Here is a 22,548-nt window from a genome sequence, read left to right as displayed (position 1 = left end):
CAAAAGTTGTACAAGGAGTTAGCTATGTCAGATTTACCAAAAGATTATGCCCATATTCATATTGAACAGCCCGGTGCACCTGAGGTAATGCAACTTTCCCGTTCACCCATACCGGTTGTTGGTGCTGGACAAGTTCTTATCCGTGTAAGTGCGGCTGGGGTGAATGGGCCGGATCTTAAGCAAAGGGCGGGAGTCTATCCGCCACCCCCCGGAGCATCGTTAATTTTAGGGCTGGAAGTGGCTGGTGAGATTTGCGCCTTAGGTGAGGGAGTAACCCAATGGCAATTGGGGGATAAAGTCTGTGCTTTAGTTCCCGGAGGGGGCTATGGGGAATACACCTTGACCTATGCAGCTCATTGTTTGCCCATTCCCAAGGGATTTTCGATGGTGCAAGCAGCAGCGCTGCCTGAAACCTTTTTTACCGTTTGGGGCAACCTCTTTATGCGCGCGGGACTAAAAGCGGGCGAAACGGTATTGATCCACGGCGGCTCAGGCGGTATTGGCAGTACGGCGATTTCCCTTGCTAAGCATTTAGGTGCAACAGTGATTACAACCACGGGGCAGGACGCAAAGCGCGACTATTGCGCTGGATTAGGTGCCCACCTTGTAGTCAATTACAACACCCAGAATTTTGTCGAAGAAGTCATGGCCTTTACCCAAGGTAAAGGCGTTAATGTGGTGTTTGATATTGCAGGTGGTGACTTTATCAACTTGAATCTTCAAGCATTAGCGCTTGATGGCCGTATGGTGTCTGTGTCGACCCAACGTAGCGGCAAGGCAGAGGTCAATATTCTTCAGTTGATGGCGAAGCGAATTGTTTGGACAGGCTCAACTCTCAGACCTCAAACGGTTGAAGCTAAAGCTGAAATCGCAAGGCAATTACATGAACGTGTTTGGCCTTTGCTCGATAGCCAGCAAATTGTGCCGCATATTTTTGCAACGTACCCATTGAACGATGCACCTAAGGCCCATGCGCTTATGCAGTCGGGTGAACATAGAGGCAAAGTGGTATTAACCTTGTGATCTCACTGAGTAACATATGCATAAATGCGCTCGCCTCAATCCTTTGATGGAGGCGAGTCGCCGAATTAAAACTTGCTGTGATGTTTTTTTAGACTAAAGTCGTTAATGACAAAATATTTTAGAGACTTTGGCCGAAATTAATGCGTAATAAGTGAAAATTTCATGGTATGAGGCATTGATTATCGGAAATATTCTGTAAAAATACCCAGTTGAAAACGTCAGAGACTTTCCGGCGCTATTCGTGGATCAAAGCAAGCGACGCTTCGCTTATTCAGACTAAAAAACTCATAGTGTATGTGTTGATTTAAGGGTATTGGCATATATGTATAACACAGCAAAGAAACAGGTTTGGTATGGTGAGCTGAGAACATCGAAGGGCAACGCGATTGTCGTCCATGACAACCAGCTGCCAGAGGCTTCCCCTGGACGAATCTACCTCTATAATACCGACCGTGATGCCATTGTTGAGTATGTAGAAGACATAGTTAAAGTAAACCTACATGATTTAGATGATGCTGCGTTAAAAGCTGCAGAGGCTAAGTTTAGCGGCGCATGGAAAGCAGCTCGTGCTCAATTTATGAGCAAGCATCAAGCCCGTATTGACCTGAACAATGTGAAGGATTCTGGCCCCGTACGTAAGGCTAAGGCCGATGTTGAGCCTGAAATCGAAACCGATGCCATTGGCGCCGATTTTGATGAAGATTGGGGCGATGATTTCGACGATTAACACTGAGTTTGCCTAGGGCAAATTCGGTCAGGGTAAGGAATAATCCACTTTATTCCTTACCAGCTTTTCCTTCCTTTTCTCTACAATTTTTTCCCTAATACGTTTATTTTTAGCCTTCAATATCAAATTGATAGCGGCTAATGTGATGATAAATTATACCTGGTACTAACCACGCATCCTCTCCAAGTAGAGCTTGATTCGGCGAGTCGGGTAGCATTTGTGGTTCAATACATACACCTTGATATTGGTTCAAACTTTGATGGTTTCGCCCCACGGTTCCTGCTAAAAAGTTAGCACAGTAAAGTTGTACACCAGGCTGATTGGTAAAAACCGTCATGGCGCGACCACTCACTGGGCTACTTAAACAACCAAAACGACGCAGCGAATTATCGGGGTTGTCCATCAGATAGCAATGATCGTAGCCTTGGGTACTGGCCAGCGCCGGGTCTTTGAGTTTGTCTCCTAGGGTAACACCTTGAGTTAAATCAAAAATACTGTCTTTAACCTCAGCAATGCCCGTAGGGATACCGACCTCATTCATGGTGAGATAGCGTGTAGCATCAATTTGCATACGATGCTGGTGGTTGTTGGGCTGACCATCAAGATTGAAATAGGAATGTTGCGTGAGACTAACAGGGCAAGGTTTATCTACAGAGGCGAGAATTTCCACATAGAGGTTATTAGCGGCAAGGCGATAGTCAAGTTGAACTGTGCAGTTGCCAGGGAACCCCATGTCGCCATTTGGGCTGACTAGAGACAAACGCACACCGTCGGGAAGCTGACCTAAGTGCCAGTTTTTTCGATTAAAACCCTCTCGGCCACCGTGCAAACAGTTACTGGCCTGATTGATATCCAGTTGATACTCTTGTCCTTGATATTGCAGCTTGCCCATGGCAATACGATTGGCAAAACGTCCAGCGATAGCACCTAGGTGAGCGTTTTGGGTTAAATAATCTTCGGCACTGTCGCAGCCAAGCACGATATTGGCGCGCTCTCCCTGTCTATCCGGCGTCCAAAGTGAGCGAATAATGCCACCTAAACTGAGCACTTCTAAGGCGATGATGCCATTGTCTATCCGCACTCGTTCAATTTCGCCGCCGCGGGGATCTGTCCAAGGATCTAATACACTAAAACGCACCATTTAGCTTCCCTCTATGTGATTTAACCTTTTGATTTTGCCTCTTAAAAATAACAAATACCACTGATTCATGGCTGAATTCGTATGGTATTGGTCTGGATAAATGGATTGAGCGTAATTGACTGACTAGCTATCGATTCGCCCCGCGCCAGCACTCGCTGAACAGAGATAAACAGTTGCATCTATCCCTGTTTGCTCAAAAAAGGCCTGTTCGACCGCAGAAACTACCGCATCGGTTAGCTCATGATCCACTAAGGCAACCACGCAGCCATCGGTCATGCGAATGCCACCACGCTCTCCAATCACTTGGCTTACTATATCCACCAGAGTGTCGAACTCAGGAAGCGTTACCTCAAAATCATCCCGTAACGATTGATGGGACTGTGCCATTAATTGGCTGAATTTAGATAGATTATTTTGCTCTAGTGCCCGTGCTGCACTCTGAGTACGTTTGTTCTCGGTGACGACATGTTTAGCGCGGCGATACAGAGTTTCATCCAATTTATCCTTGGCACTTTCAAGTTGACGCAGATCGAGGTGGCGCAGGGCGTCGAGGCCAAAATACTCGGCAGCTTGAGCGCATTCTTCACGTCGCAACTCATTGATTGCTGCTAAACGTTGTTTCTCAATATGGGCATCAATAATGATCAGGCTGAGGTTTTCAGGGATCGCAATCTGTTCGCTATCAAGATCCAGACAGTCGATAAGCAGGGCATGATCCGGCTCGCCCATGGCACAAACCATATGATCCATAATGCTGCAAGCCGATGAAACATATCGATATTCACCACGTTGAGCGAGCTGTGCCACCGCCATAGGTGAGAGGTGCAGTTGGCTACTGTCGCTAATGGCGGTGCCAAATGCCACAACTAAGGCGCCGGAGGAGGATAGACCCGCTGCTAGCGGTACATCGCCCACGACTGCTAAGTCTAACCCTTTGGCGATAAGCCCAGTGTTGGCCATGGCGACGGTTAGGCCTTTTAAGTAATTCACCCAACCATCTTCAGGATGAATTTCGGTATCTTTGCCGAAGCTCCATTCCTTTATTTGGCCCGGAAAGGCATCGGCAACGGCGCGAAACTTATTATCTTCACGGCGTTTAACGGCGATAACGGTATGAAAATTAATGGCCGCGGGTAAAACAAAACCGTCATTGTAATCCGTGTATTCACCGATCAGATTTACTCGACCTGGGGCTTGATATAAATCATCGGCTTTAGTGCCAAAGGTTTGGACAAATAACTTAGTGGCGCGCTGCGCAGGGTTCGACATGCTTAAAAGACTTCCAAAAAAGCTGAGCTAATTTCGTTCTTGTCTTCGATTTATATCACGACTAAGTCGGCGATGTAACTGAGATTTTCTATGGCAAAGACGATAGTCTTGTTAGGGAAAAACGATAGTGATTATTAAAGCCTAAGTCGGGCGATAATAAGTTGAATTAATTGTTTGATTTTTATGATTTAAATAAGAGGTGATTTTGGCTATAGATTGACTATTTCCTGAGCCAATTTATAACAAAATAGGATGAGTTTAATTCATGGCAAAAAATGCGTATTTGCTTAATTAAACCCATCCAACTTGGTCATTTTGTACGAGAGACTCTATGCCTGTTTTTGAGCCCCTTCTTGCGCTTCGGTATCGGCCTTAGTTTCAGAGTCGGGCAACAGTTCATGGACAACATGGTCAACAAAACCCGCACCTGCGGCTTCGTACAAGTTATATACACTGTGTACGCCAGAGCTTCTCAGAGAAGCTGCATCATCGCCGTATTGCACGATGGCGCTCAGTTTTCCTTGATAATTCAGTTTTTTAAGTTGTTCGACGGCGAATAAATTCCCCGCATGGTGTGGCATGGCTAGCAGCACTAACTCAAGGTTTGGCGCTTTATCTAGCTTTTCCCAAAAGTCAGTATCCGAGGCGTCACCTTGTACCACGTTACGGCCATTTGCCCGATGTAAATCGACCAAATCCTGCTTGTGTTCAATGCCAAGGATTTCACCATCGAAGCGTGCGCGCAGCTCATCGTAGGCTCCACTACCAATGCGGCCCATACCTAAAATCAAGAAGCGCGGATTACCAATGGCAATCGGTCTGTCCTCCGGATGCAGTGGTCGTTTTTCAAGCTTTATCAGACGTTGTTGGTATCTTTGATAGATATTGCCCACTGCCGCATTGAGAGGTGCGGCTAATAAAAAGCTAAAACTTAGGGCTACGGCGATAATCACCAGCCATTGTGAAGGCAACCAACCCTTGCTAGTGGCAACGGCAGCCACAATAAGACCAAATTCAGAAAAGTTACCAAGGTTAAACGAACCCAACATCGAGGTACGGGAGCGCAGCTTAAATCGTGTCAGAATATAGACGAATAACAGGATTTTTAATGGCACTAACAGAACCAAGAGCGCGGCCAATACAATATCCGATACAGTAGGTAGGCCATTAAGACCAATGGTTAAGAAGAAGGCGACAAGAAAGAGTTCTTTAAAATAGAACAAGGATTTAGCCAGCTCAGAGGCCTTTTTATGCCCCGCGAGTAAAATCCCTATGATAAGCGCGCCGAGATCCGGTTTAAGACCAACGGATTCAAATAACCAAGCACCGACAACCAGTGCCATAACTAATCCGAATAGCACTAATAATTCACCGTGACCAACACGGTCAAAGGCTTTATAAATCAGCGGTTTTGCCAGTGGCAATAACAATAGTGCAAATGCCCATACCGAAGGCACATCGCCCTTAGAAATAGTTAAAAAGAGTACGGCAAAAATATCCTGCATAATCAGGATACCAATAGCTACTCGGCCGTAAAGGGATTGCATATCCCCTTTATCTTCCAATACTTTTACCGCAAAAACGGTACTGGAGAAACTTAATGCAAACGCCAATAAGGTTAATTGCTCAATCCCAAGACTGGTGAGTTGGGTTAAGCCAATTAAACCTAATATTTTAAGAATTGGCACAAAGACTAAAATCGATAGCATTAAATGCACACTCGATCCCGCCCATACTTCGGCCTTAAATAGGCTACGAATATCGAGTTTTAGGCCAATAGCAAACAGTAAGAGAGTAACCCCCAGATTTGCAAGCTCTTGCAACAATGGCAGACTTTCTTTTTCGATACCTAAAACAAAGAGTACAAAGCCTGCCACTAAGTAGCCGATGAGAGGAGGAAGTCCTATACGGCTAACAAGCATGCCGCAAACAAGGGTGATAATGAGGATGGCTGGTTCCATGATGCTCCAATCTTAAAAGTCCACGTTAAACAAGGATTGTATAAGAAATCGATGACAGCGCGATAAAAAAGCGGACTTTTAATGAAAAAAGTCCGCTTTTTGTTGGTTTTACGCTAAAACGGCGTAGTGATAAATTAGCGTTGTGGCTGAGATTATTTCACTAAGTGATCTAAGTGGGCGGCAAATTCCTTCGGCCCCATAAAGCCCGTTACCCTTAAATCTTCCCTTTGCTCGCCTTGCTCGTTAAACATCAGCAGCGTCGGCAGGCCCAGCACGTTGTATTTCTCAAGCAGTGCCACATCCACGGCATCACTCTTAGTCACGTCGGCCTGTAGTAACACTATCTTGTTCATTCGCGTTAACACGTCGGCGTCCTTAAAGGTGATGGCCTCAAACTCTTTACAGGCAACACACCAATCGGCGTAGAGATCCAGCATTACAGGTTTACCTGCAGCGGTCGCCGCGGCAATTTCACGGTCTAAATCTTCAATGGATTTAATCCGTTTAAAGCCATGGGCTTGCTCAGCTGTTGTCGTAGTCGCAACCGGACTATGAGTAAAACCAAAGTGACCCATGACAGCTTGGAAGCCATAGGAAAAGCTTGCCAGCAGCGTGAGTGTGAGCAGCACTGAGCGCACGGTTTGTTTCCAGTTAAAGGCGCTGAGTTTGTTTTGGTGCATCAGATAACCAGTGAAGCTGATGCCCCACAGTGACCAAAGTACATCGGAAACCACACCCGTCCAAATACGGCCAAGCATCACAATCGATACCGCAATCAGCAGGAAGCCAAACACGGTTTTAATGATGTTCATCCAAGCGCCAGCGCGTGGCAGTAACTTACCACCCGAGGTGCCAATAATAAGTAGCGGCACACCCATGCCCATGCTCAGTACATAAAGCGCAAGGAAGCCTTGAACCAAATCACCGGTTTGCGCCACATAGACTAAGGCGCCAGACAGTGGTGCCGTAGTACAAGGCGAGGCCACTAATCCCGAGATCACCCCCATCAAAAACACGCCAACTAAATTGCCGCCCTTTTGATTGTTTGAAATTGAGTTCATCTTCTCCTGCCAGCTTGAAGGCAGTTTGAGATCGTACAAGCCAAACATAGATAAACTGAGTACAAAGAACAGGATAGCTAAAAAGACGAGCACAGCGGGATGTTGCAGTGCCGCTTGATATTTCATCCCCGCGGAGGCAACCACTAGACCTAAAATCGAGTATGTGATCGCCATACCCTGCACATAGGCCATCGACAGGGTAAAGGCTTTGGCGGTCGACAGTTTTTGCCCTTGTCCGACAATAATGCCCGATAAAATCGGATACATAGGGAAGACGCAGGGCGTGAGCGCCAGACCAATACCAAGGCCGAAGAAGATCACTAAGGTCCAGAGTAAACTGTCGTTAGACAGCATCTGGCTTAGGCTATCTTGCTGAGTGATAGGCTTAGCGGGGGCGATGTCGGCTTGATTAGCGTCAGCAGTGGCTGCAGACTCTGTATTAGCGTTGTCTGTGCTAGAGGTGATTTGTCCATCATTGGCCGCGACGGCTTTTAGGGCGACATCGCGCTTGGTCGGTGGATAACAGAGCTTACCCTCGGCGCAGCCCATAAAGGTTACGGTTAAGGTGCCGTTGTCATTGGCTTGTTTCAGGCCTACCGGAATATCGATATAGGTGTAGTAAACCTCTTGCTCACCGAAATATTCGTCGTTATGAGGCTTGCCCTTTGGCAGATCTATGGTGCCAAGTTCGGCGCCATTGACACTAAACTTAAGCTTATCCCGATACATGTAGTAGCCGTCGGCAATCACCCAATTGAGGGTAACCTTATTGCCTTCCTGCTTAAAATCAAAGGCAAAGGCTTGATCAACGGGCATTAACTCTGGCTCACTTTTTAGAAAACCGAAGCTATTAGCGAAAACATTGCTACTTTGAGTTAAGGGCGTAAGCAGCAGTAAGGCGGTGAAGATAAAGCTAAGTAGTTTTTTCATGGCTGAGTGTTATCTTTTATCCAATCTAAATAGGCTGGTAGCCCGTGAGTGACGGGTACGGCAATAATTTCAGGCACTTGATAAGGGTGGAGTTGAAGCACAAGCTGTTCTAACTCGGCATAGCGGCTTTGTAAACATTTAATGTGTAAGCTAATTTCTTGCTCCTCACAGATTTTCCCTTCCCATGCATACACTGAGATAATCGGCGCCGAGATATGCACGCAAGCGGCAATGCGTGCTTCCACTAAGGCGTGGGCAATGCGCTTTGCTTGAGCTTCATCAGGGCAACTAGTGCTGACGACTAAATACTGGGCTTGCATGGCGTGAGGTATCGTCCCTTAACAATCTTAAACTTCGCTTAAGCCTATTAGGCTAAGCTACTTTACGTGCTTTTATGGTCTCATACATTAAGCTGGTCACAAAAGGGTGAGCTAAATATCAGAAGTTTCACTCCTTTACAGACTGCTCCTGCCAAATGACTTGAATTATGACCGGATAGCCCCCATTTAGTTTTCAAAGAAGTGAGATAAATCTGAGGTCGGTATGTTTTTTATCCTGTTTTTATTATTTGTGCTGATCCCAGTTGTCGAACTGTCGGTGTTGATCCGCGTGGGCGAAGTGCTCGGCACTTGGACAACCATAGGCCTAGTACTATTTACCGCCATCGTCGGCGTTTCTTTAGTGCGCAGCCAAGGGCTGAGCACGCTTATGCAAGTACAGCAAAAACTCACGCGAGGCGAGGCGCCGGGGCAGGAAATTGTCGAAGGCATGATGTTGGCCATGGCGGGGGTATTGCTGGTTATCCCAGGCTTTGTGACTGATTTTATTGGCCTACTGTTACTCACTCCCTTAACGCGTCGCCCGATTGCAGCCTTAGTGTTTAAACGTATGCAGCTGAGGGTGGTATCGGGTTTGCGGGGTGGTATGCACGGCGGTTTTGGTGCGGGCCCATTTGGACCGCATTCTGGCTCACAATCGAATCCATTTGGACAGCATCCCTTCGAGCAAGATAAACATGCCGATGGCAATGTGTACGAAGGCGACTTTGAACATAAAGTCGATCCTAGCGATAAACGTCCCGAGAGCCATCAATTAGCGGATAAAGACGAACAACCCAAAGATCCAAAGGCGTAATCCGCTTTTCTGCTTCACCCTCTTTCCTCAGTGTAAAGCCTCAAGTTATCGGGGGTAGCCGCTATTCTTGAACGCCCCAAAATGAAAAGGCCAATCGATGATAATAAACAGCATCGATCGGCCACGCCGGGAAGCGTTTAGGGGGAGTGGCGGGCTAGTGCTGCTCGCTCGCCACTGCATTCGGTTTGATATTGAAGGCCAAGCTGTACATCACTGGCAGTACGATAAGGGTTAACAGCGACGCAAAACCTAAACCAAAGATGATAGTGATCGCCATCGAGCCGAAAAAGGCGTCGGGGATCAACGGGATCATTCCGAGCATGGTGGTGATCGCCGCCATCATCACTGGGCGGACACGGCTGACGCTCGAATCGACTAAGGCGATATAGGCCGGCTTGCCTTCGTCGAGTTCTAGGTTGATTTGATCGACTAACACAATGCCGTTTTTAATCACCATGCCCGATAGACTCAGCAGCCCCAGCAGTGCCATAAAGCTAAAGGGCGCGTCGAAAATCAGTAATCCCGCCGAGACTCCAATCAAGGCCAGTGGCACGGTAAACCAAATCACTAAGGGTTGGCGTACCGAGTTAAACAGGAACACTGTGATTAAAAACATCGCCAAGTAGCCCAGTGGAATCGAGCTAAATACCGCGGTTTGTGCTTCGCCAGCGGTCTCATACTCACCGCCCCATTCGAGGTGGTAACCTGCGGGTAGGCTAATAGCCTCGACCTTAGCTTTGACTTTGCGTAGTACAGAATCGGCCGTTTCATCGCTGCCTAGTTTTGGATCGGCCAGTACCGCTAACATCCGCATCCGGTCACGACGTTTTACCAAGGGATTTTCCCATTGAGTATCGAAGCTACTGACCACTTGGGTGGCTGGCACAAAGGTGCTGTGCTCGCTACTCCAGATTTGCAGTTTCCACAGGCTGTCCGCCTGCAATCGCTCTTCGGCGGGGGCACGGGCAACGATGGGCAGTAAATGGCTGGTTTCGCGGTAAAGGCCAATCTGTTTGCCGCTAAAGTTAATTAACAGCGCATTATCCAGATCCTGCTTGCTGATCCCGGTTTCCCTCGCCTGCGCATTTTGCAGCTGTGGACGAATTAACGGCACTTGGTTGCGCCAATCATGGCGAACGCCATCCATACTCGGCTCAGCATGGAAGATAGCTTCGGCCTGCGCGCCTAATGCACGCAGCACTTCAGGATCATCGCCGTAGAAGCGCGCCTCGATCTTCGCGGCCGGAGACGGGCCGTTTTCCATGTTTTTTAATCGATATTGCGCCTGTGGGAATCGCTGATTTAATAGTGCTTCTAACTCTGGCATATAGACTTTTAAGGATGCTAAATCCTCCATTTCAACAATTAGCTGTGCAAAGGCGGGGTAGCCTTTTTCCGGTTGATAGGGCAGGACGAAACGCTGCGCACCTTGGCCAATGACTGTGGTTAAGTGTTTAAGGCCGCTGTGTTGCTCTTCGGCTTGCTTGAGTAGCAGCTGCTCAATATCGGCGGCGAAGCGTTCTGTGCCTTTGATATCCGTGCCTTCTGGCATCCAAATATCGACAAAGAAGATGGGCGTGTTTGACGCAGGGAAGAACACATTTTTGATATGGCCAAAACCAATCACTGCACTAACAAGCATGGCGCCGACCAGGAGAATACTGGCTATTCTAAAACGCAGGGCAAAGGTTAAGCTCGCGCGGTATACGCTGAAGAACCAGCCTTTGTAAGGATCCTGCTCCTCCTCATCTGCGGGGGCATCTTTAAACAGCAAATGGCAGAAGAAAGGCGTTAGGGTTATCGCAGTAATCCAACTGATAAATAAGGAAATCATCAACACTTGGAACAGCGAGCGACAAAACTCCCCTGCGGCATTTTGCGACAAACCAATCGGCGCGAAGGCGATAATCGCAATTACTGTGGCGCCAAGCAGTGGCCACTGGGTTTGCGACACAATTTGTTTAGCGGCTTCGAGGCGAGTCTTACCCCGGCGCAGGCCAATCAAAATGCCTTCCGTTACCACAATGGCGTTATCGACCAACATACCAAGTGCAATAATCAGAGCGCCAAGAGAGATTAGTTGCAGCTCAATACCTAGCACTTTCATCACAATAAAAGTACCGAGAATGGTAAGCAGCAGGATTAACCCCATTAAAAAGCCTGAGCGCAAGCCCATAAACAGCAATAGCACGGCAATAACGATGGCGATTGATTCTAATAGATTGATCAAAAAACCATTTACAGTGTCATCGACCGCCAGACTTTGGTTATAAACCGTATCTAAGTTCATCCCAATTGGGCGTTGTGACTCCAGCTCGGCAAGGCGCTCGCTAACACTTTTACCTACTTCGACCACGTTGACGCCACTCGAAAACGAAATCCCCAGGGAGAGGGCGGCTTCGCCACGGTTGTGATAGAGCACATCTGGGGTTTCATCGTAATCTTTTTCTATATGAGCAATGTCGCCAAGATAGATAAGCTCGGTGCTGCCTGGTGGACTGACGATTAGACGCGCAAGATCCTGCACGCTGCTAAATTCGCCCGTGGGATGAATGCGGATCCGATTATCGCCAACCACTAAACTGCCCGCATTAGAAACCACGTTCTGATTGTTAATCAGACCGTAGATATAGCTTTGATCTAACCCTAGTGCCGAGAGTTTTTGTTGTGATATTTCAATCACAACCTGCTCGGTTACGCTGCCCGCTACAGAGACTTTTTTGACCCCTGGCACCAGTACCAGTTCGCGGCGCAAATAGTCGGCATAGTTGCTTAATTCGCGGTTGCTATAGTCAGGCCCTGAGAGATTAAACAAAATGCCGTACACATCGCCAAAGTCGTCATAGACCTTGGGCGTGCTAGTGCCGGGAGGCAGTTGTCCTGCGGTGTCGTTAACCTTACGACGCACCTCATCCCACACCTGTGGCAGGCTGGTTTTATCGTAGGTTTCTTTAATCTCTATTTGGATCTGCGACAGGCCCGCACTGTTGATTGAGGTCACGTGCTTAACCGCATCGAGCTGCTGCAGTGAATCTTCGAGGGGAAGGGTGACTTCTTCTTCCACTTGCTCTGGCGATGCGCCTGGATAGGCGGTGATTACAAGCGCTTCTTTAATGGTAAATTCGGGAAATTCTAATTGCCCAAGACCAGTAAAACTCACACCACCGCCCACGAGCAGCAGTAACACAAACATCCAGCTAATCACTTTGTGGCGGATGGAATACTCAGCAATATTCATGAATTACACTCCGCGCTGCCAGCGTAGTGGCTTCACTTTCATCCCGTCGGATAATTGGGATACTCCTGCGCTGACAATTAAGTCGCCCTTGTTGATGCCGCCTAAGACTTCGATACCTTCGGTGGTGACTCGGCCTAAAGTCACAGCTGTGGGTTTCACTTCGCCCGATTGCGCTTGATAGACCCAGACTTGAACTCGTCCATCCTGATCGCGTTTGTCGATAGCTGTGACTGGCACTATGGCCGACGCGGTTTGATCTGGTGTTTTTACCAAGGCGAGGGTTAACTCAGCGCTCATGCCAGGAAGTAATTGAATATCTCTAGGTTGCGGTAATGAAAATACCACTTCATAGGCCTGAGTGCCTGGGGTCACTTGGGTCGAATATTCTTTGAATTTCGCATCAAACTCCATGCCTGCTAATGCGCTAAAACGTACCTTAGCGGTAAAGTTTTGCTGCTGAATATAGTTGTTTAGGCTCGCCGCCATCGCTTCGGGGACTTGAATGCTGACATCAAGCAAACTGTTGTTTTGCAGCGTTAAAATCCCTTGGTTGGCCTGTACGATTTGGTGATTATCCACTAAACGTTTGGCCACAGTGCCACTAAAGGGAGCGATAAGCTTGGTATAACTTAGCTGGTCACGGGCGGCGGCTAAGGCGGCTTTGGCCGATTTAAGTTGCGCTTGGGCGCTATCAAACTCAGCTTGAGAGATTAATTTGCGTTTGAGGAGTTCGGTTTTACGCTGAAAATCCGCCTCTAAGAGTTCATGATCCGCTTCGCGGGTCATTAAATTGTTATAGGCATCCCTGTCATCGAGTTTAGCCAACAGGCTACCTTGACGGATCTGTTGTCCTTCCACTAATGCGAGATCCGTCAGTTCGCCGGAAATTCTAAAGGATAATTCAGCGCGGCTATTAGCACTGACGCGCGCCGGAAACGTCCTTAAATTTCCCCCTTCGAGTTGCTCAACTTCAAAGAGTTTTACTGGACGAATGGCACTCGCCTGTACCGAGCTTTCCGCTGGAGTGCAAGCTGTGAGAACGGCTGGCAATAAAGCCGCTAGGGGAAGCAGTCGATATGATTTCATGGTCAGGGAGTCCTCGATAACAATTTATCAGCATTTTAGGGACGCGAAGATAACAGCTAAATTTGTTGCAATAAACGGGATACTTTGGGATTATGAGTCCCACATAATGAGATTGAAATTAAGTTAAAAATGAAGACAGAGGACTTAGCGTTATTTCACCGCATAGCCGAAACTGGTAGTTTGATCGAAGCTGCTGATTTGCTTAACTTACCTAAATCGACCGTGAGCCGCCGTTTACAGGCGTTGGAAGATGAACTGAATATCAAGCTATTCCACCGCCAGAGTCGCTCGATGACGCTGACCTCAGCGGGAAGCCATTTTTACCATAGATCGCAAAACATTTTGGCGCAGCTCGACGAAACCCTGTTTGAGATGACTAACGAAGATGCTGAGATCAGTGGCCATCTCCGCATTCAAATGTTTCCTATCCACAGCATGAATGTACTGATGCACGCCATTTTCCGCTTTATGGATTTACATCCAAAACTGACGGTAGAAGTGATCAGTAGTGCAGAATCCGTTGATATGGTTAAGAATAATCTCGACGTAGCCTTCGTGGTGGAACCTGCACTAGATACCTTAGATCTAGTCGTGCGGCCTATCTTCACCACGGATTTGCGTTTTTATGCCAGCCCCGACTACTTAGCGCAATACGGTACTCCAACAACACCAAAAGAAATTGAATCCCATAATGTGTCCTTATTTCGACTCTCAAATGGCAAGATCTTTAATGAGTTGTGGATTGGTGCCGAACAGGAAGTGAGAGTGAGAGGCAATTTTTGCTCTAACAGTGTCGAGGTCGCGGTAGAATTTGCCTTGCAAGGACGCGGGATCGTCTATGCGCCCGCAGAAGTGGTGGCGGATTACCTTGCTTCTGGGCAGTTAATTACCCTACTACCCGAGATAGAGTCCCACCCAGGAGAATGCTATTTGGCTTATCCATCAAGACGTTATGTAAGTTTGGCCTGTAGACGCTTTATCGACTTTATTATGCAAGAGCTGGCTCCGAATGGTATTCCAACCAATCTTAGCACTCAAAATGTGCGCCGAGTTTGTAAAGCATCGGAAGAGCCATTCCCGCCTAATGATGTGCGTTTTAGCTTAAAAAGCACAACCTAAATAGCGTCGGCGGTCGTGACCTTGGTCGGCTCGCAAATCCGCTGCGCTAAGTAATAACAGGCAATCCCCATCAAGAGGTTAGTGATGGGGAGCGCGAGCAGCAAGCCTTTCACCCCATCAATATAAGACCCCAGCGCCGCCAGCGGCAACATCAATAGCACTAAGCGGCACAGGTTAATCACTAACGAGCTCATGGGTCTGTGGTACGCATTAAGCGCCGTGGCAAAGATAATCACTATGCCGAGCGGGCCATAGGCGCAGGGCAGCACCAGAATATAAAAACTTAACCACTCTAGCACCTGCGGATCGGTACTGAATAAACTCGCGAGTGGCTGGGCGAGAAATGCCAGTGGAATATAGAGTAAGGTTTGGAATACAAAGATAAATTTAAGCGATAACAGCAGCGCCTGTTTCGCCCTTTGGGGTTGGCCTGCACCGAGGTTTTGCGCGATAAACGGCATCAGGCTCGACGAGAGCGCCATTACCACAATTAACAGCACCGACTCTAAACGCGTGCCCGCACCAAAGGCTGCGACGGCACTGTGGTCGATATGCGCCAGCATCGCCATAATCACCGCATTGGCGAGTGGATTAATTAAATTCATCAGGGCTGCGGGTTGGGCGATATGGGCGAGTTTACTCCAGTTGGCGCGCATTCTATCGATATCAAATACCGCCCGCTCAAGCATCCGCCGCTTAATAATCAGCAAATAACCCGAGAGTGACAACGCAACCAGCCAAGAGAACAGGGTGGCAATCGCTGCGCCTTGGATCTCTAAACGCGGAAAAGGCCCAATACCGAAGATTAATAAAGGGTCGAGGATTAAGTTAATGATCGCCGCCAACGACATAATCATCGCCGGGGAGCGAGTATCCCCCGTCGAACGTAAGCCTTGGTTGCCCACCATCAGTAGCACCAACAGCGGCGCGCCCACATACCAATACATCATATAGTCATGAATGAGCGGCAAACTGGAGTCATTGGCGCCAAGCAAGCTAAACAGTGGTTCAATAAAAATACTACCAAGGGCAGATAAGCTGGCGATAAGGATAAAGGTCAGCAGCAACGCATCGTGTAAAAACACCTTTGCCTGTGGTGCGTTACCTGAACCAATCAGTCGTCCAAGATTGGTCGATACCCCTGCACCCACGCCAATGGCAATGCTGGAAATAATCAAAGTCACCGGAAAGGTAAAACTGATCGCCGCTAAGGCTTCTGTCCCTAACTGGCTGATAAAAAAAGTGTCAGCGAGGCTAAAACCTAGAATGGTCATAATGCCAATCAAGTTGGGGAGGCTCATGTTGAGCAGTACACGACCAATTGGCGCGCTAAGCAGCCCGTGTCTGTCTTTCATGGGGAAAATAGTGCCTTGTTTGCGAGCGGAGGCCGAATTCTAGCAGGATTGTGCCCGCTTGAAAAAACCGACATCAAAAATTTGAATTTTTTTTTGTAAAGGCACTTGGATCTGGCAAGGGGTAACCCCATATCACAGACATCAAAGGGGAAGCTGGAAATGCCTCCTCTTTTTCATCACAAAATCGCCTCGATTGTTGGGCATTAAATCATTAGGAGAGTTCATAGATGAATATTCGTCCATTACATGACCGCGTAATCGTTAAGCGTTTAGAAGTTGAATCAACTTCAGCGGGTGGCATTGTGTTAACTGGCAGCGCCGCCGAAAAATCGACTCGCGGGGAAGTCCTTGCAGTAGGTAATGGCCGTATTTTAGAAAACGGCACTGTAAGACCTCTGGATGTGAAAGTGGGTGATGTAGTGATCTTCAATGAAGGTTACGGTGTTAAGAAAGAAAAAATCGACGGTCAAGAAGTCTTGATCCTGTCGGAAGCTGACCTGATGGCTATCGTAGGTTAATCCACGACATCAATTCGACATTCCAATTAATCATCAAAATTTAAAGGATACTCAATTATGGCAGCTAAAGAAGTTGTATTTGGTAATGACGCACGCGTAAAAATGCTGGCTGGTGTAAACATTCTGGCTAACGCAGTAAAAGTGACCCTAGGCCCTAAAGGCCGTAACGTGGTATTAGACAAGAGCTTTGGCTCGCCACTGATCACTAAAGACGGTGTGTCTGTTGCAAAAGAAATCGAATTAGAAGACAAGTTCGAAAACATGGGCGCGCAAATGGTGAAAGAAGTTGCTTCTAAAGCCAACGACGCCGCAGGTGACGGTACCACAACTGCAACCGTTCTAGCACAAGCCATTGTGACTGAAGGCTTAAAAGCCGTTGCGGCGGGTATGAACCCAATGGACTTAAAGCGCGGTATCGATAAAGCCGTTGCTGCAGCCGTTATCGAGTTGAAAAACCTTTCTCAAGATTGCGCCGACTCAAAAGCTATCGCTCAAGTAGGTACTATTTCTGCTAACTCTGACGAGTCAATCGGCCAAATCATTGCCACTGCAATGGAAAAAGTCGGTAAAGAAGGCGTGATCACCGTTGAAGAAGGTCAAGCACTGGAAAACGAACTGGACGTAGTAGAAGGTATGCAGTTCGACCGTGGCTACCTGTCTCCATACTTCATCAACAAGCCAGAAACTGGCAGCGTTGAATTAGATCATCCATTCGTACTGTTAGTAGACAAGAAAATCTCTAACATCCGCGAACTGTTACCAATCCTTGAAGGTCTGGCAAAAACCGGTAAGCCATTACTGATCGTTGCCGAAGACGTTGAAGGCGAAGCCTTAGCAACCTTAGTTGTGAACAACATGCGCGGTATCGTGAAAGTGGCTGCGGTTAAAGCACCAGGCTTTGGTGACCGCCGCAAGGCAATGCTGCAAGACGTGGCGATTTTAACTGGCGGTACTGTAATCGCTGAAGAAATCGGTTTAGAGCTTGAAAAAGCAACCTTAGAAGACTTAGGTACTGCTAAGCGTGTTGTGATCACTAAAGACAACACCACCATCATCGATGGTAACGGTGAGCAAGCGCAAATCGAAGCGCGCGTAAGCCAAATCAAGCAACAAATCGAAGAATCAACTTCAGACTACGACAAAGAAAAACTGCAAGAGCGTATGGCTAAACTCGCTGGCGGTGTTGCGGTAATCAAAGTTGGTGCTGCGACCGAAGTTGAAATGAAAGAGAAAAAGGCCCGCGTAGAAGACGCACTGCACGCAACCCGTGCTGCTGTTGAAGAAGGCGTGGTACCTGGCGGTGGTGTTGCTCTGGTACGTGTTGCTTCTAAGATTGCTGACGTTGAAGTGGCTAACGAAGACCAAAAACACGGTGTGGTTATCGCGCTACGCGCAATGGAAGCACCACTGCGTCAAATCGCGACCAACGCAGGCGAAGAAGCCTCTGTTGTAGCGAATAACGTTAAAAACGGCAGCGGTAACTACGGTTACAACGCGGGCAACGACACCTACGGTGACATGTTAGAAATGGGTATCCTTGACCCAACTAAAGTGACCCGTAGCGCACTGCAATTCGCAGCGTCTATCGCAGGTCTGATGATCACCACCGAAGCTATGGTAGCTGAGCTGCCAAAAGCTGATGCGCCAGATATGGGCGGAATGGGTGGTATGGGTGGAATGGGCGGCATGATGTGATCCTAGCTGGTTAAAATCGTTTATAGCTGCGTTACTTTGTTACTCGTGTAGAAAAACACTACACGTCGCAACAAAAAGCCTTGCTCTAAAACGATTTTTCCTGCGCTAGATTAGCAAAAGCATCTGTGGTCTTTAGCTTAATCGCTTAAAACCCAAATAGTTGTAAGAGAAAAATAAAAACCCCGACTCGGGTAACTGAGTCGGGGTTTTGTTTTTGGATTGGTAATTTGGGGAAGCGACGTTTTTCAAGTTAGGTGTACTTACCTACACTTTTTGGATTTAAGCACTGAAATAGTTGCCAAAAGTGTAACATCGTATACTTTTGCAGGTGGTTTGACGGTCCCATCTTTCGTTAAACTCAAAAGAGTTATGCCTGTCCTTTTTTCTCAGTGTAGCTTGAACAAAGTAGGACATTGACCTTGCTAAACTCGAGGTGACCATATATGTCCCATCTTTGTATTACTAAGTTTACTAACGAAGTTAAATTTATTAGGTGCTAACTGTTAGTTTTTTCGTATTGAGAGTACTTAAACATTCGATACTTGTGAATATCTAATAAGTAGTGCTTTCATTTTTGAACAGGAACTTGAAATGTTTTGTGAACGCCTGGGTTCTGACTTTCTATTTGCTGATTCGAAACTATCACCAGTTGCTTTATCATAGATTTCATTTATAAACTGAATAACTAAATCCTTATCATTTTTAAACTTACTAGGGACTCTTTTTTAAAATTCAGTTAAACTTACTCTTAATACAGTAAAGTTAGATTTTATTTGTGTTTCTAAATTTTTAACTTTTAATTGATTGTTTTTGTTACAGTTGAGTAACCAATAATTTGTGGAGTTAAATTCGAATAAGTCTAGTAATTCTATAGATAGTTGTGCAAAATGACTAATTCTATTATGATTTCTAATTTTTCTCCAGAATAAATAGTTTAAAAAGAATGCTACGCCAGCAGCAACAATCGCGCTTAAAATACCGGATGTAATTGTTAGAGGGTAAGAGCCATTTGGTATTGATGATAAAGTATTATCAATTTCTAGAAGGATACTGTTGGTATTGGAAAGATTGTTATTATGCTCACTTATCAGAGATTCATTATTTCTAATTAGAGTGGTTAATGATTCTAAATTGCATTTGTAAATATTGTTTTCCACATAAACTTGGTGTTTATCTATCATGGGGTTGCTTATATTTTCCGTTTGCCTCATTTAGAGTTTCCTGTATAAAACTTTTGTCAATTATTCCTTTGAATACGCCTTTTTTTTGAGCTTCACTTTTTGTTGAAATATATTTTTCTGAGTTATACTTAGCTTCGTTAATATAGCTTTGTATTTTGTTTTTGTAAAATTTATAATCTATATTGCTATATGATATTTTTATTTTTTTACTTAGTTCATCATTTTGAAAGTATCCATGCTTAATTAGGCCGCCAAAAGCCTCTACTAAAAATGAAGAACCGTACCCTTCAACATTTTTATCTATATTAATTTCTAAATTATTAAGTTCTGAAAGTAATGGTCTTAACACTTCCTCTCTAAACTCTTCTCCAGAACCATCACCGTCAGTATAGTATCGGCCAGCAGGGTCGTCTGAAAAGCTGTCTCCGATGAACAATATTGGTGTTTTCATTCTAAATCCTCGTTAAGAACTACACTCCAGATGATTAGTGTACCATAGATCGGTCGTTCTAGCCTCTCAGTTTTTATCTTTTCTAAACCATCTTTAATCTCATATTTATATAGTCCAGAGTAACTTAGAATTGATATATAACCGGAGCCAAATACTTTGATGAATTCAATTAGGTCTTGTAACCCTTTTCCCCGGTCATTTTTATTTGTGCTGGTTCTGTCGATTGATACGGCGGCTTTTAATAATACCTCATCTCTTTTCTGCTCTGCTATGCCTATTTTAAATTTAGAAAAGTAACTGATAATATTTTCCCATAAACCAGATGCAGGTAAAGAATTTGGTATTCCTATCCCTTGATCGAAAAATGCTATTTTCATTTCTTTTGTTTTTCGATTGAATGAACCAGTAAGATACCATGATTTATCTGTATATTCATTATTTTCTGGATAAGCGTGATGTATTACGTTTGTAACTGCTTCAGTTAAACCACTATGGAGAAATGTCCATTTTGGAACAGATTTTCCAACGATGTTTTTTATTTCTTCTTTTAATTGTTTTTTCTTTCTTTTTGACTCTTCTGAGTTGTCGCAGCAACCTTTGATATACCTTACGAAGTCTATATTGTTTTGTAGGCTTTTCTGAGGTAGATAGTCTGCGGTTGGTTTTATTTTAAAAAGATCAAAAAAACCTAGTTGCTGGAATTGTAAATAAATGTTTTCAGACCATTTGCTAACGGAAGGTCTTAATTTGTCTCCTGATAGATTGTTCCATTTTGATATTTCAGATGTTAAAACTAGTGCGGCAGATGTGGATATTTTGGTTAGCGAATCAAAGTTGACACTGCCAATCTTGTATGCCCTTGATGGCAATATAGATTTTTGTGACTTAGCTTTATCTAATAAATCAGTTAGTTTTCTTATTGCTGTAAGTGTTTGTACTGTGGTTTCATAATTTTTAGAAAAATCCATTTCAGATGGAAGTTTTACTGCGATTACTCCTTTTCTTCTTTTATTTCTGTGTTTATATTCGTAAACATTTAATCCATTTATTTTTTCTTTATCAATCCACTGGTTTACATTTAGCCAGCCATCAAAGTTATTTTTATTAGGTTTGTTTATTTTGTTTTTTTTAGGTTTTGTTCTTAAGTTTAATGTTCTTAATTTATCTATTAACCTTTGTTTAATGGTTATTTTTTCATATGTAATATATGTTCTTTATTAGGTGATTTTTATAAGTAAAATAATATTTTATTATCAATTGATTTTTTATCTTTTGTAGAAGATTTAACGAGCCTATTATTGTTTATTTTTCGCATTAAACCTCTTGGTTGGCGCATTATCGGCATCAATAAACATCTTTATTTTTCTTTATTATGCATTTTTTAACGAATATGCTTATGCTTTACCCGTTTTTAAGGATGAGAAGTAGTACCCGCAGATGGAGCCAATTATTGCACTTGAAAAAGCAAGAAGTTCGGTGAAGTACTTGTTTTCAAAAAGGGCGGCTAGGCTGATGATTGTGAGTAAGATCATCACTAGCATGATTGCTAAAATGGGTGCAGTCCTCTTATTCATTCGTTCAGTTAGAGGTTCGGCTTTTCCTATTCCACCGCAAGAACCACATATCAATCCAAATTGATTCCGTCTTCGCCAAATTGGTAATTCATTGAGTTTTGCACAGCGTTCACACGAACTGTTATTCTTTCCATTGGAACAAGTTCCTGTTCCTGAACAATGTTTGCAATCATAAAGATTGACCATGACATCTTGCATTTATGTTCCTTCACAAATTTTTTTGGGGATTGGGCGTAAGCCTTGTTATGGTGGCTTTATCTTAGGATTTAAGCACGCTACCGCCCATGGCACTTGCTACCAGACAGCAAATACAGACAATAAATTTTAAGAAAAACAATAATAAAGCTATCAGCTTGTGGTTGGTGAAACCTTAAACTGAATCACAATTGGTACTGAGGGGAGCATCTTTAAGGAGAGGTGTAGAATGCTTGTCCTTGCCTTGTTCGCTTTGTCGAGCGGATCTTCCCTGACTCATTTTATCGCCATTTTAATTAACTAATTTATCGTTAACACTAAATAGGCATTGATTAAGTAACATCTTAACTATTGTTTATTAATCAAAATTTAACTTAGCGTACAGCATATGATGAACAGCGGCAATAGTGCTGCGTTGCCAAGGAAAAGTTATCTCTTGGATTTTAAACGAGCCCCATTGTTAATTTTCTAAAGGGGGATCGTAGGCATTATTCAGGTTGCTTTAAATGACTCGCAAACAACACCAATGCGACAGGAGTTCGCTATCCCCCTGCGAAGTTGTCGAAATACGCTGTTTGCTCTTAGTTGTTGTGTGGGGCCGTGGCGACATCATGGATGATGGCGCAGGCTCGGGGGGATATGGGTGTCCCATCTGAGCCGTTAGGCAATTTTTATTGGAGTATGAGACCACTAACCAATGCATGTAACTTCGCTAGGGTGAGTATTGCGAAGCAGTGGTACGAATGAGAGCCTAGGATGGCGAACTGGCAGTTAGACATGGACGTTGTTCGGCAAGGACTCTTGTTTACAAAGAGGCAAGAGGGGATTGCAGTTGATCCCCTTTTGGTCGACTCTTTATTAAAAATCAGGGGTTGAAGACCCACGACTTT

Annotated in this window: 18 protein-coding genes; 6 read left to right on the top strand and 12 right to left on the bottom strand. The window is 45.3% G+C overall.

Annotated features, from left to right (window positions below):
* Positions 1-24: 24 nt before the first annotated feature.
* Positions 25-1,023 (top strand): NAD(P)H-quinone oxidoreductase, encoded by a 999-nt coding sequence (locus SHD_RS19785; protein ID WP_023268762.1) that lies wholly within the window; start codon positions 25-27, stop codon positions 1,021-1,023.
* 322 nt (positions 1,024-1,345) lie between these two features.
* The gene (locus tag SHD_RS19780) at positions 1,346-1,750 is read left to right on the top strand and encodes a hypothetical protein (RefSeq protein ID WP_023268761.1); all 405 of its coding nucleotides are present in this window, start codon (positions 1,346-1,348) and stop codon (positions 1,748-1,750) included.
* A 109-nt stretch (positions 1,751-1,859) separates the two neighbouring features.
* Here SHD_RS19780 and SHD_RS19775 read toward each other — a convergent pair whose 3' ends face one another.
* From SHD_RS19775 to cutA, 5 genes are all read right to left on the bottom strand, one after another.
* Entirely contained in the window at positions 1,860-2,891 is a 1,032-nt protein-coding gene (locus tag SHD_RS19775) for an aldose epimerase family protein (protein WP_023268760.1), read from the bottom strand.
* Positions 2,892-3,014: 123 nt separating this feature from the next.
* Complete coding sequence (galK, locus tag SHD_RS19770; RefSeq protein ID WP_023268759.1) at positions 3,015-4,160, bottom strand: galactokinase; 1,146 nt, start codon at positions 4,158-4,160, stop codon at positions 3,015-3,017.
* Between the two features lie 329 nt (positions 4,161-4,489).
* On the bottom strand, positions 4,490-6,121 hold the full coding sequence (locus SHD_RS19765; RefSeq protein WP_023268758.1) for a cation:proton antiporter family protein: 1,632 nt from the start codon (positions 6,119-6,121) through the stop codon (positions 4,490-4,492).
* A 152-nt stretch (positions 6,122-6,273) separates the two neighbouring features.
* The gene (locus SHD_RS19760; protein WP_023268757.1) at positions 6,274-8,112 is read right to left on the bottom strand and encodes a protein-disulfide reductase DsbD; all 1,839 of its coding nucleotides are present in this window, start codon (positions 8,110-8,112) and stop codon (positions 6,274-6,276) included.
* On the bottom strand, positions 8,109-8,432 hold the full coding sequence (cutA, locus tag SHD_RS19755) for a divalent-cation tolerance protein CutA (protein ID WP_023268756.1): 324 nt from the start codon (positions 8,430-8,432) through the stop codon (positions 8,109-8,111). The genes SHD_RS19760 and cutA overlap by 4 nt, the downstream gene beginning before the upstream one ends.
* Before the next feature lie 223 nt (positions 8,433-8,655).
* On the opposite strand from cutA, the gene SHD_RS19750 reads away from it, so the two are divergent.
* Complete coding sequence (locus SHD_RS19750; RefSeq protein ID WP_023268755.1) at positions 8,656-9,246, top strand: FxsA family protein; 591 nt, start codon at positions 8,656-8,658, stop codon at positions 9,244-9,246.
* 154 nt (positions 9,247-9,400) lie between these two features.
* Here SHD_RS19750 and SHD_RS19745 read toward each other — a convergent pair whose 3' ends face one another.
* On the bottom strand, positions 9,401-12,484 hold the full coding sequence (locus tag SHD_RS19745; protein ID WP_023268754.1) for an efflux RND transporter permease subunit: 3,084 nt from the start codon (positions 12,482-12,484) through the stop codon (positions 9,401-9,403).
* Positions 12,485-12,487: 3 nt separating this feature from the next.
* A complete protein-coding gene (locus SHD_RS19740) occupies positions 12,488-13,570 on the bottom strand; it encodes an efflux RND transporter periplasmic adaptor subunit (RefSeq protein ID WP_023268753.1) in 1,083 nt (360 codons plus the stop codon).
* Between the two features lie 129 nt (positions 13,571-13,699).
* Between SHD_RS19740 and SHD_RS19735 the strand changes: the two genes are divergently transcribed.
* On the top strand, positions 13,700-14,689 hold the full coding sequence (locus tag SHD_RS19735) for a LysR family transcriptional regulator (protein ID WP_023268751.1): 990 nt from the start codon (positions 13,700-13,702) through the stop codon (positions 14,687-14,689).
* On the opposite strand, the gene SHD_RS19730 is transcribed toward SHD_RS19735, so the two are convergent.
* On the bottom strand, positions 14,686-16,044 hold the full coding sequence (locus tag SHD_RS19730; RefSeq protein WP_023268750.1) for an MATE family efflux transporter: 1,359 nt from the start codon (positions 16,042-16,044) through the stop codon (positions 14,686-14,688). The two genes, SHD_RS19735 and SHD_RS19730, sit on opposite strands and share 4 nt — an antisense overlap.
* A 227-nt stretch (positions 16,045-16,271) precedes the next feature.
* Between SHD_RS19730 and SHD_RS19725 the strand changes: the two genes are divergently transcribed.
* Positions 16,272-16,562, top strand: a complete 291-nt coding sequence (locus tag SHD_RS19725; RefSeq protein ID WP_011071021.1) for a co-chaperone GroES — start codon at positions 16,272-16,274, stop codon at positions 16,560-16,562.
* Between the two features lie 57 nt (positions 16,563-16,619).
* Positions 16,620-18,257, top strand: a complete 1,638-nt coding sequence (gene groL / locus SHD_RS19720) for a chaperonin GroEL (RefSeq protein ID WP_023268749.1) — start codon at positions 16,620-16,622, stop codon at positions 18,255-18,257.
* A 725-nt stretch (positions 18,258-18,982) separates the two neighbouring features.
* On the opposite strand, the gene SHD_RS21900 is transcribed toward groL, so the two are convergent.
* The 4 genes from SHD_RS21900 to SHD_RS22150 all read right to left on the bottom strand — a co-directional run bounded on the left by SHD_RS21900 (position 18,983) and on the right by SHD_RS22150 (position 21,661).
* On the bottom strand, positions 18,983-19,468 hold the full coding sequence (locus SHD_RS21900; RefSeq protein ID WP_152526564.1) for a hypothetical protein: 486 nt from the start codon (positions 19,466-19,468) through the stop codon (positions 18,983-18,985).
* Positions 19,428-19,889: an STAS-like domain-containing protein gene (locus SHD_RS19715; protein ID WP_023268747.1), complete on the bottom strand. Its 462-nt coding sequence runs from the start codon at positions 19,887-19,889 to the stop codon at positions 19,428-19,430. Before SHD_RS19715 ends, SHD_RS21900 begins: the two co-directional genes overlap by 41 nt.
* Positions 19,886-20,857, bottom strand: coding sequence for an ATP-binding protein (locus tag SHD_RS19710; RefSeq protein ID WP_023268746.1), 972 nt, complete (start codon positions 20,855-20,857; stop codon positions 19,886-19,888). The genes SHD_RS19715 and SHD_RS19710 overlap by 4 nt, the downstream gene beginning before the upstream one ends.
* Before the next feature lie 426 nt (positions 20,858-21,283).
* The gene (locus SHD_RS22150) at positions 21,284-21,661 is read right to left on the bottom strand and encodes a molecular chaperone DnaJ (RefSeq protein ID WP_084294922.1); all 378 of its coding nucleotides are present in this window, start codon (positions 21,659-21,661) and stop codon (positions 21,284-21,286) included.
* Positions 21,662-22,548 lie beyond the last annotated feature (887 nt).

This window comes from Shewanella decolorationis S12 (assembly GCF_000485795.1).
Taxonomy (GTDB): domain Bacteria; phylum Pseudomonadota; class Gammaproteobacteria; order Enterobacterales; family Shewanellaceae; genus Shewanella; species Shewanella decolorationis.
Note: the sequence above shows the minus strand (reverse complement) of the source record. Positions and strands in the feature narration are given on the sequence as shown.

Bases quoted from the DNA above. Each gene is read 5' to 3' on its own strand.
- SHD_RS21900 (WP_152526564.1), bottom strand. From the start codon at position 19,468: ATGAGGCAAACGGAAAATATAAGCAACCCCATGATAGATAAACACCAA.
- galK (WP_023268759.1), bottom strand. From the start codon at position 4,160: ATGTCGAACCCTGCGCAGCGCGCCACTAAGTTATTTGTCCAAACCTTT.
- SHD_RS19710 (WP_023268746.1), bottom strand. From the start codon at position 20,857: ATGGATTTTTCTAAAAATTATGAAACCACAGTACAAACACTTACAGCA.
- SHD_RS19750 (WP_023268755.1), top strand. From the start codon at position 8,656: ATGTTTTTTATCCTGTTTTTATTATTTGTGCTGATCCCAGTTGTCGAA.
- SHD_RS19760 (WP_023268757.1), bottom strand. From the start codon at position 8,112: ATGAAAAAACTACTTAGCTTTATCTTCACCGCCTTACTGCTGCTTACG.
- SHD_RS19780 (WP_023268761.1), top strand. From the start codon at position 1,346: ATGTATAACACAGCAAAGAAACAGGTTTGGTATGGTGAGCTGAGAACA.
- SHD_RS19740 (WP_023268753.1), bottom strand. From the start codon at position 13,570: ATGAAATCATATCGACTGCTTCCCCTAGCGGCTTTATTGCCAGCCGTT.
- SHD_RS19725 (WP_011071021.1), top strand. From the start codon at position 16,272: ATGAATATTCGTCCATTACATGACCGCGTAATCGTTAAGCGTTTAGAA.
- SHD_RS19775 (WP_023268760.1), bottom strand. From the start codon at position 2,891: ATGGTGCGTTTTAGTGTATTAGATCCTTGGACAGATCCCCGCGGCGGC.
- groL (WP_023268749.1), top strand. From the start codon at position 16,620: ATGGCAGCTAAAGAAGTTGTATTTGGTAATGACGCACGCGTAAAAATG.
- SHD_RS19715 (WP_023268747.1), bottom strand. From the start codon at position 19,889: ATGAAAACACCAATATTGTTCATCGGAGACAGCTTTTCAGACGACCCT.
- SHD_RS19730 (WP_023268750.1), bottom strand. From the start codon at position 16,044: ATGAAAGACAGACACGGGCTGCTTAGCGCGCCAATTGGTCGTGTACTG.
- SHD_RS19745 (WP_023268754.1), bottom strand. From the start codon at position 12,484: ATGAATATTGCTGAGTATTCCATCCGCCACAAAGTGATTAGCTGGATG.
- cutA (WP_023268756.1), bottom strand. From the start codon at position 8,432: ATGCAAGCCCAGTATTTAGTCGTCAGCACTAGTTGCCCTGATGAAGCT.
- SHD_RS19765 (WP_023268758.1), bottom strand. From the start codon at position 6,121: ATGGAACCAGCCATCCTCATTATCACCCTTGTTTGCGGCATGCTTGTT.
- SHD_RS22150 (WP_084294922.1), bottom strand. From the start codon at position 21,661: ATGCAAGATGTCATGGTCAATCTTTATGATTGCAAACATTGTTCAGGA.
- SHD_RS19735 (WP_023268751.1), top strand. From the start codon at position 13,700: ATGAAGACAGAGGACTTAGCGTTATTTCACCGCATAGCCGAAACTGGT.
- SHD_RS19785 (WP_023268762.1), top strand. From the start codon at position 25: ATGTCAGATTTACCAAAAGATTATGCCCATATTCATATTGAACAGCCC.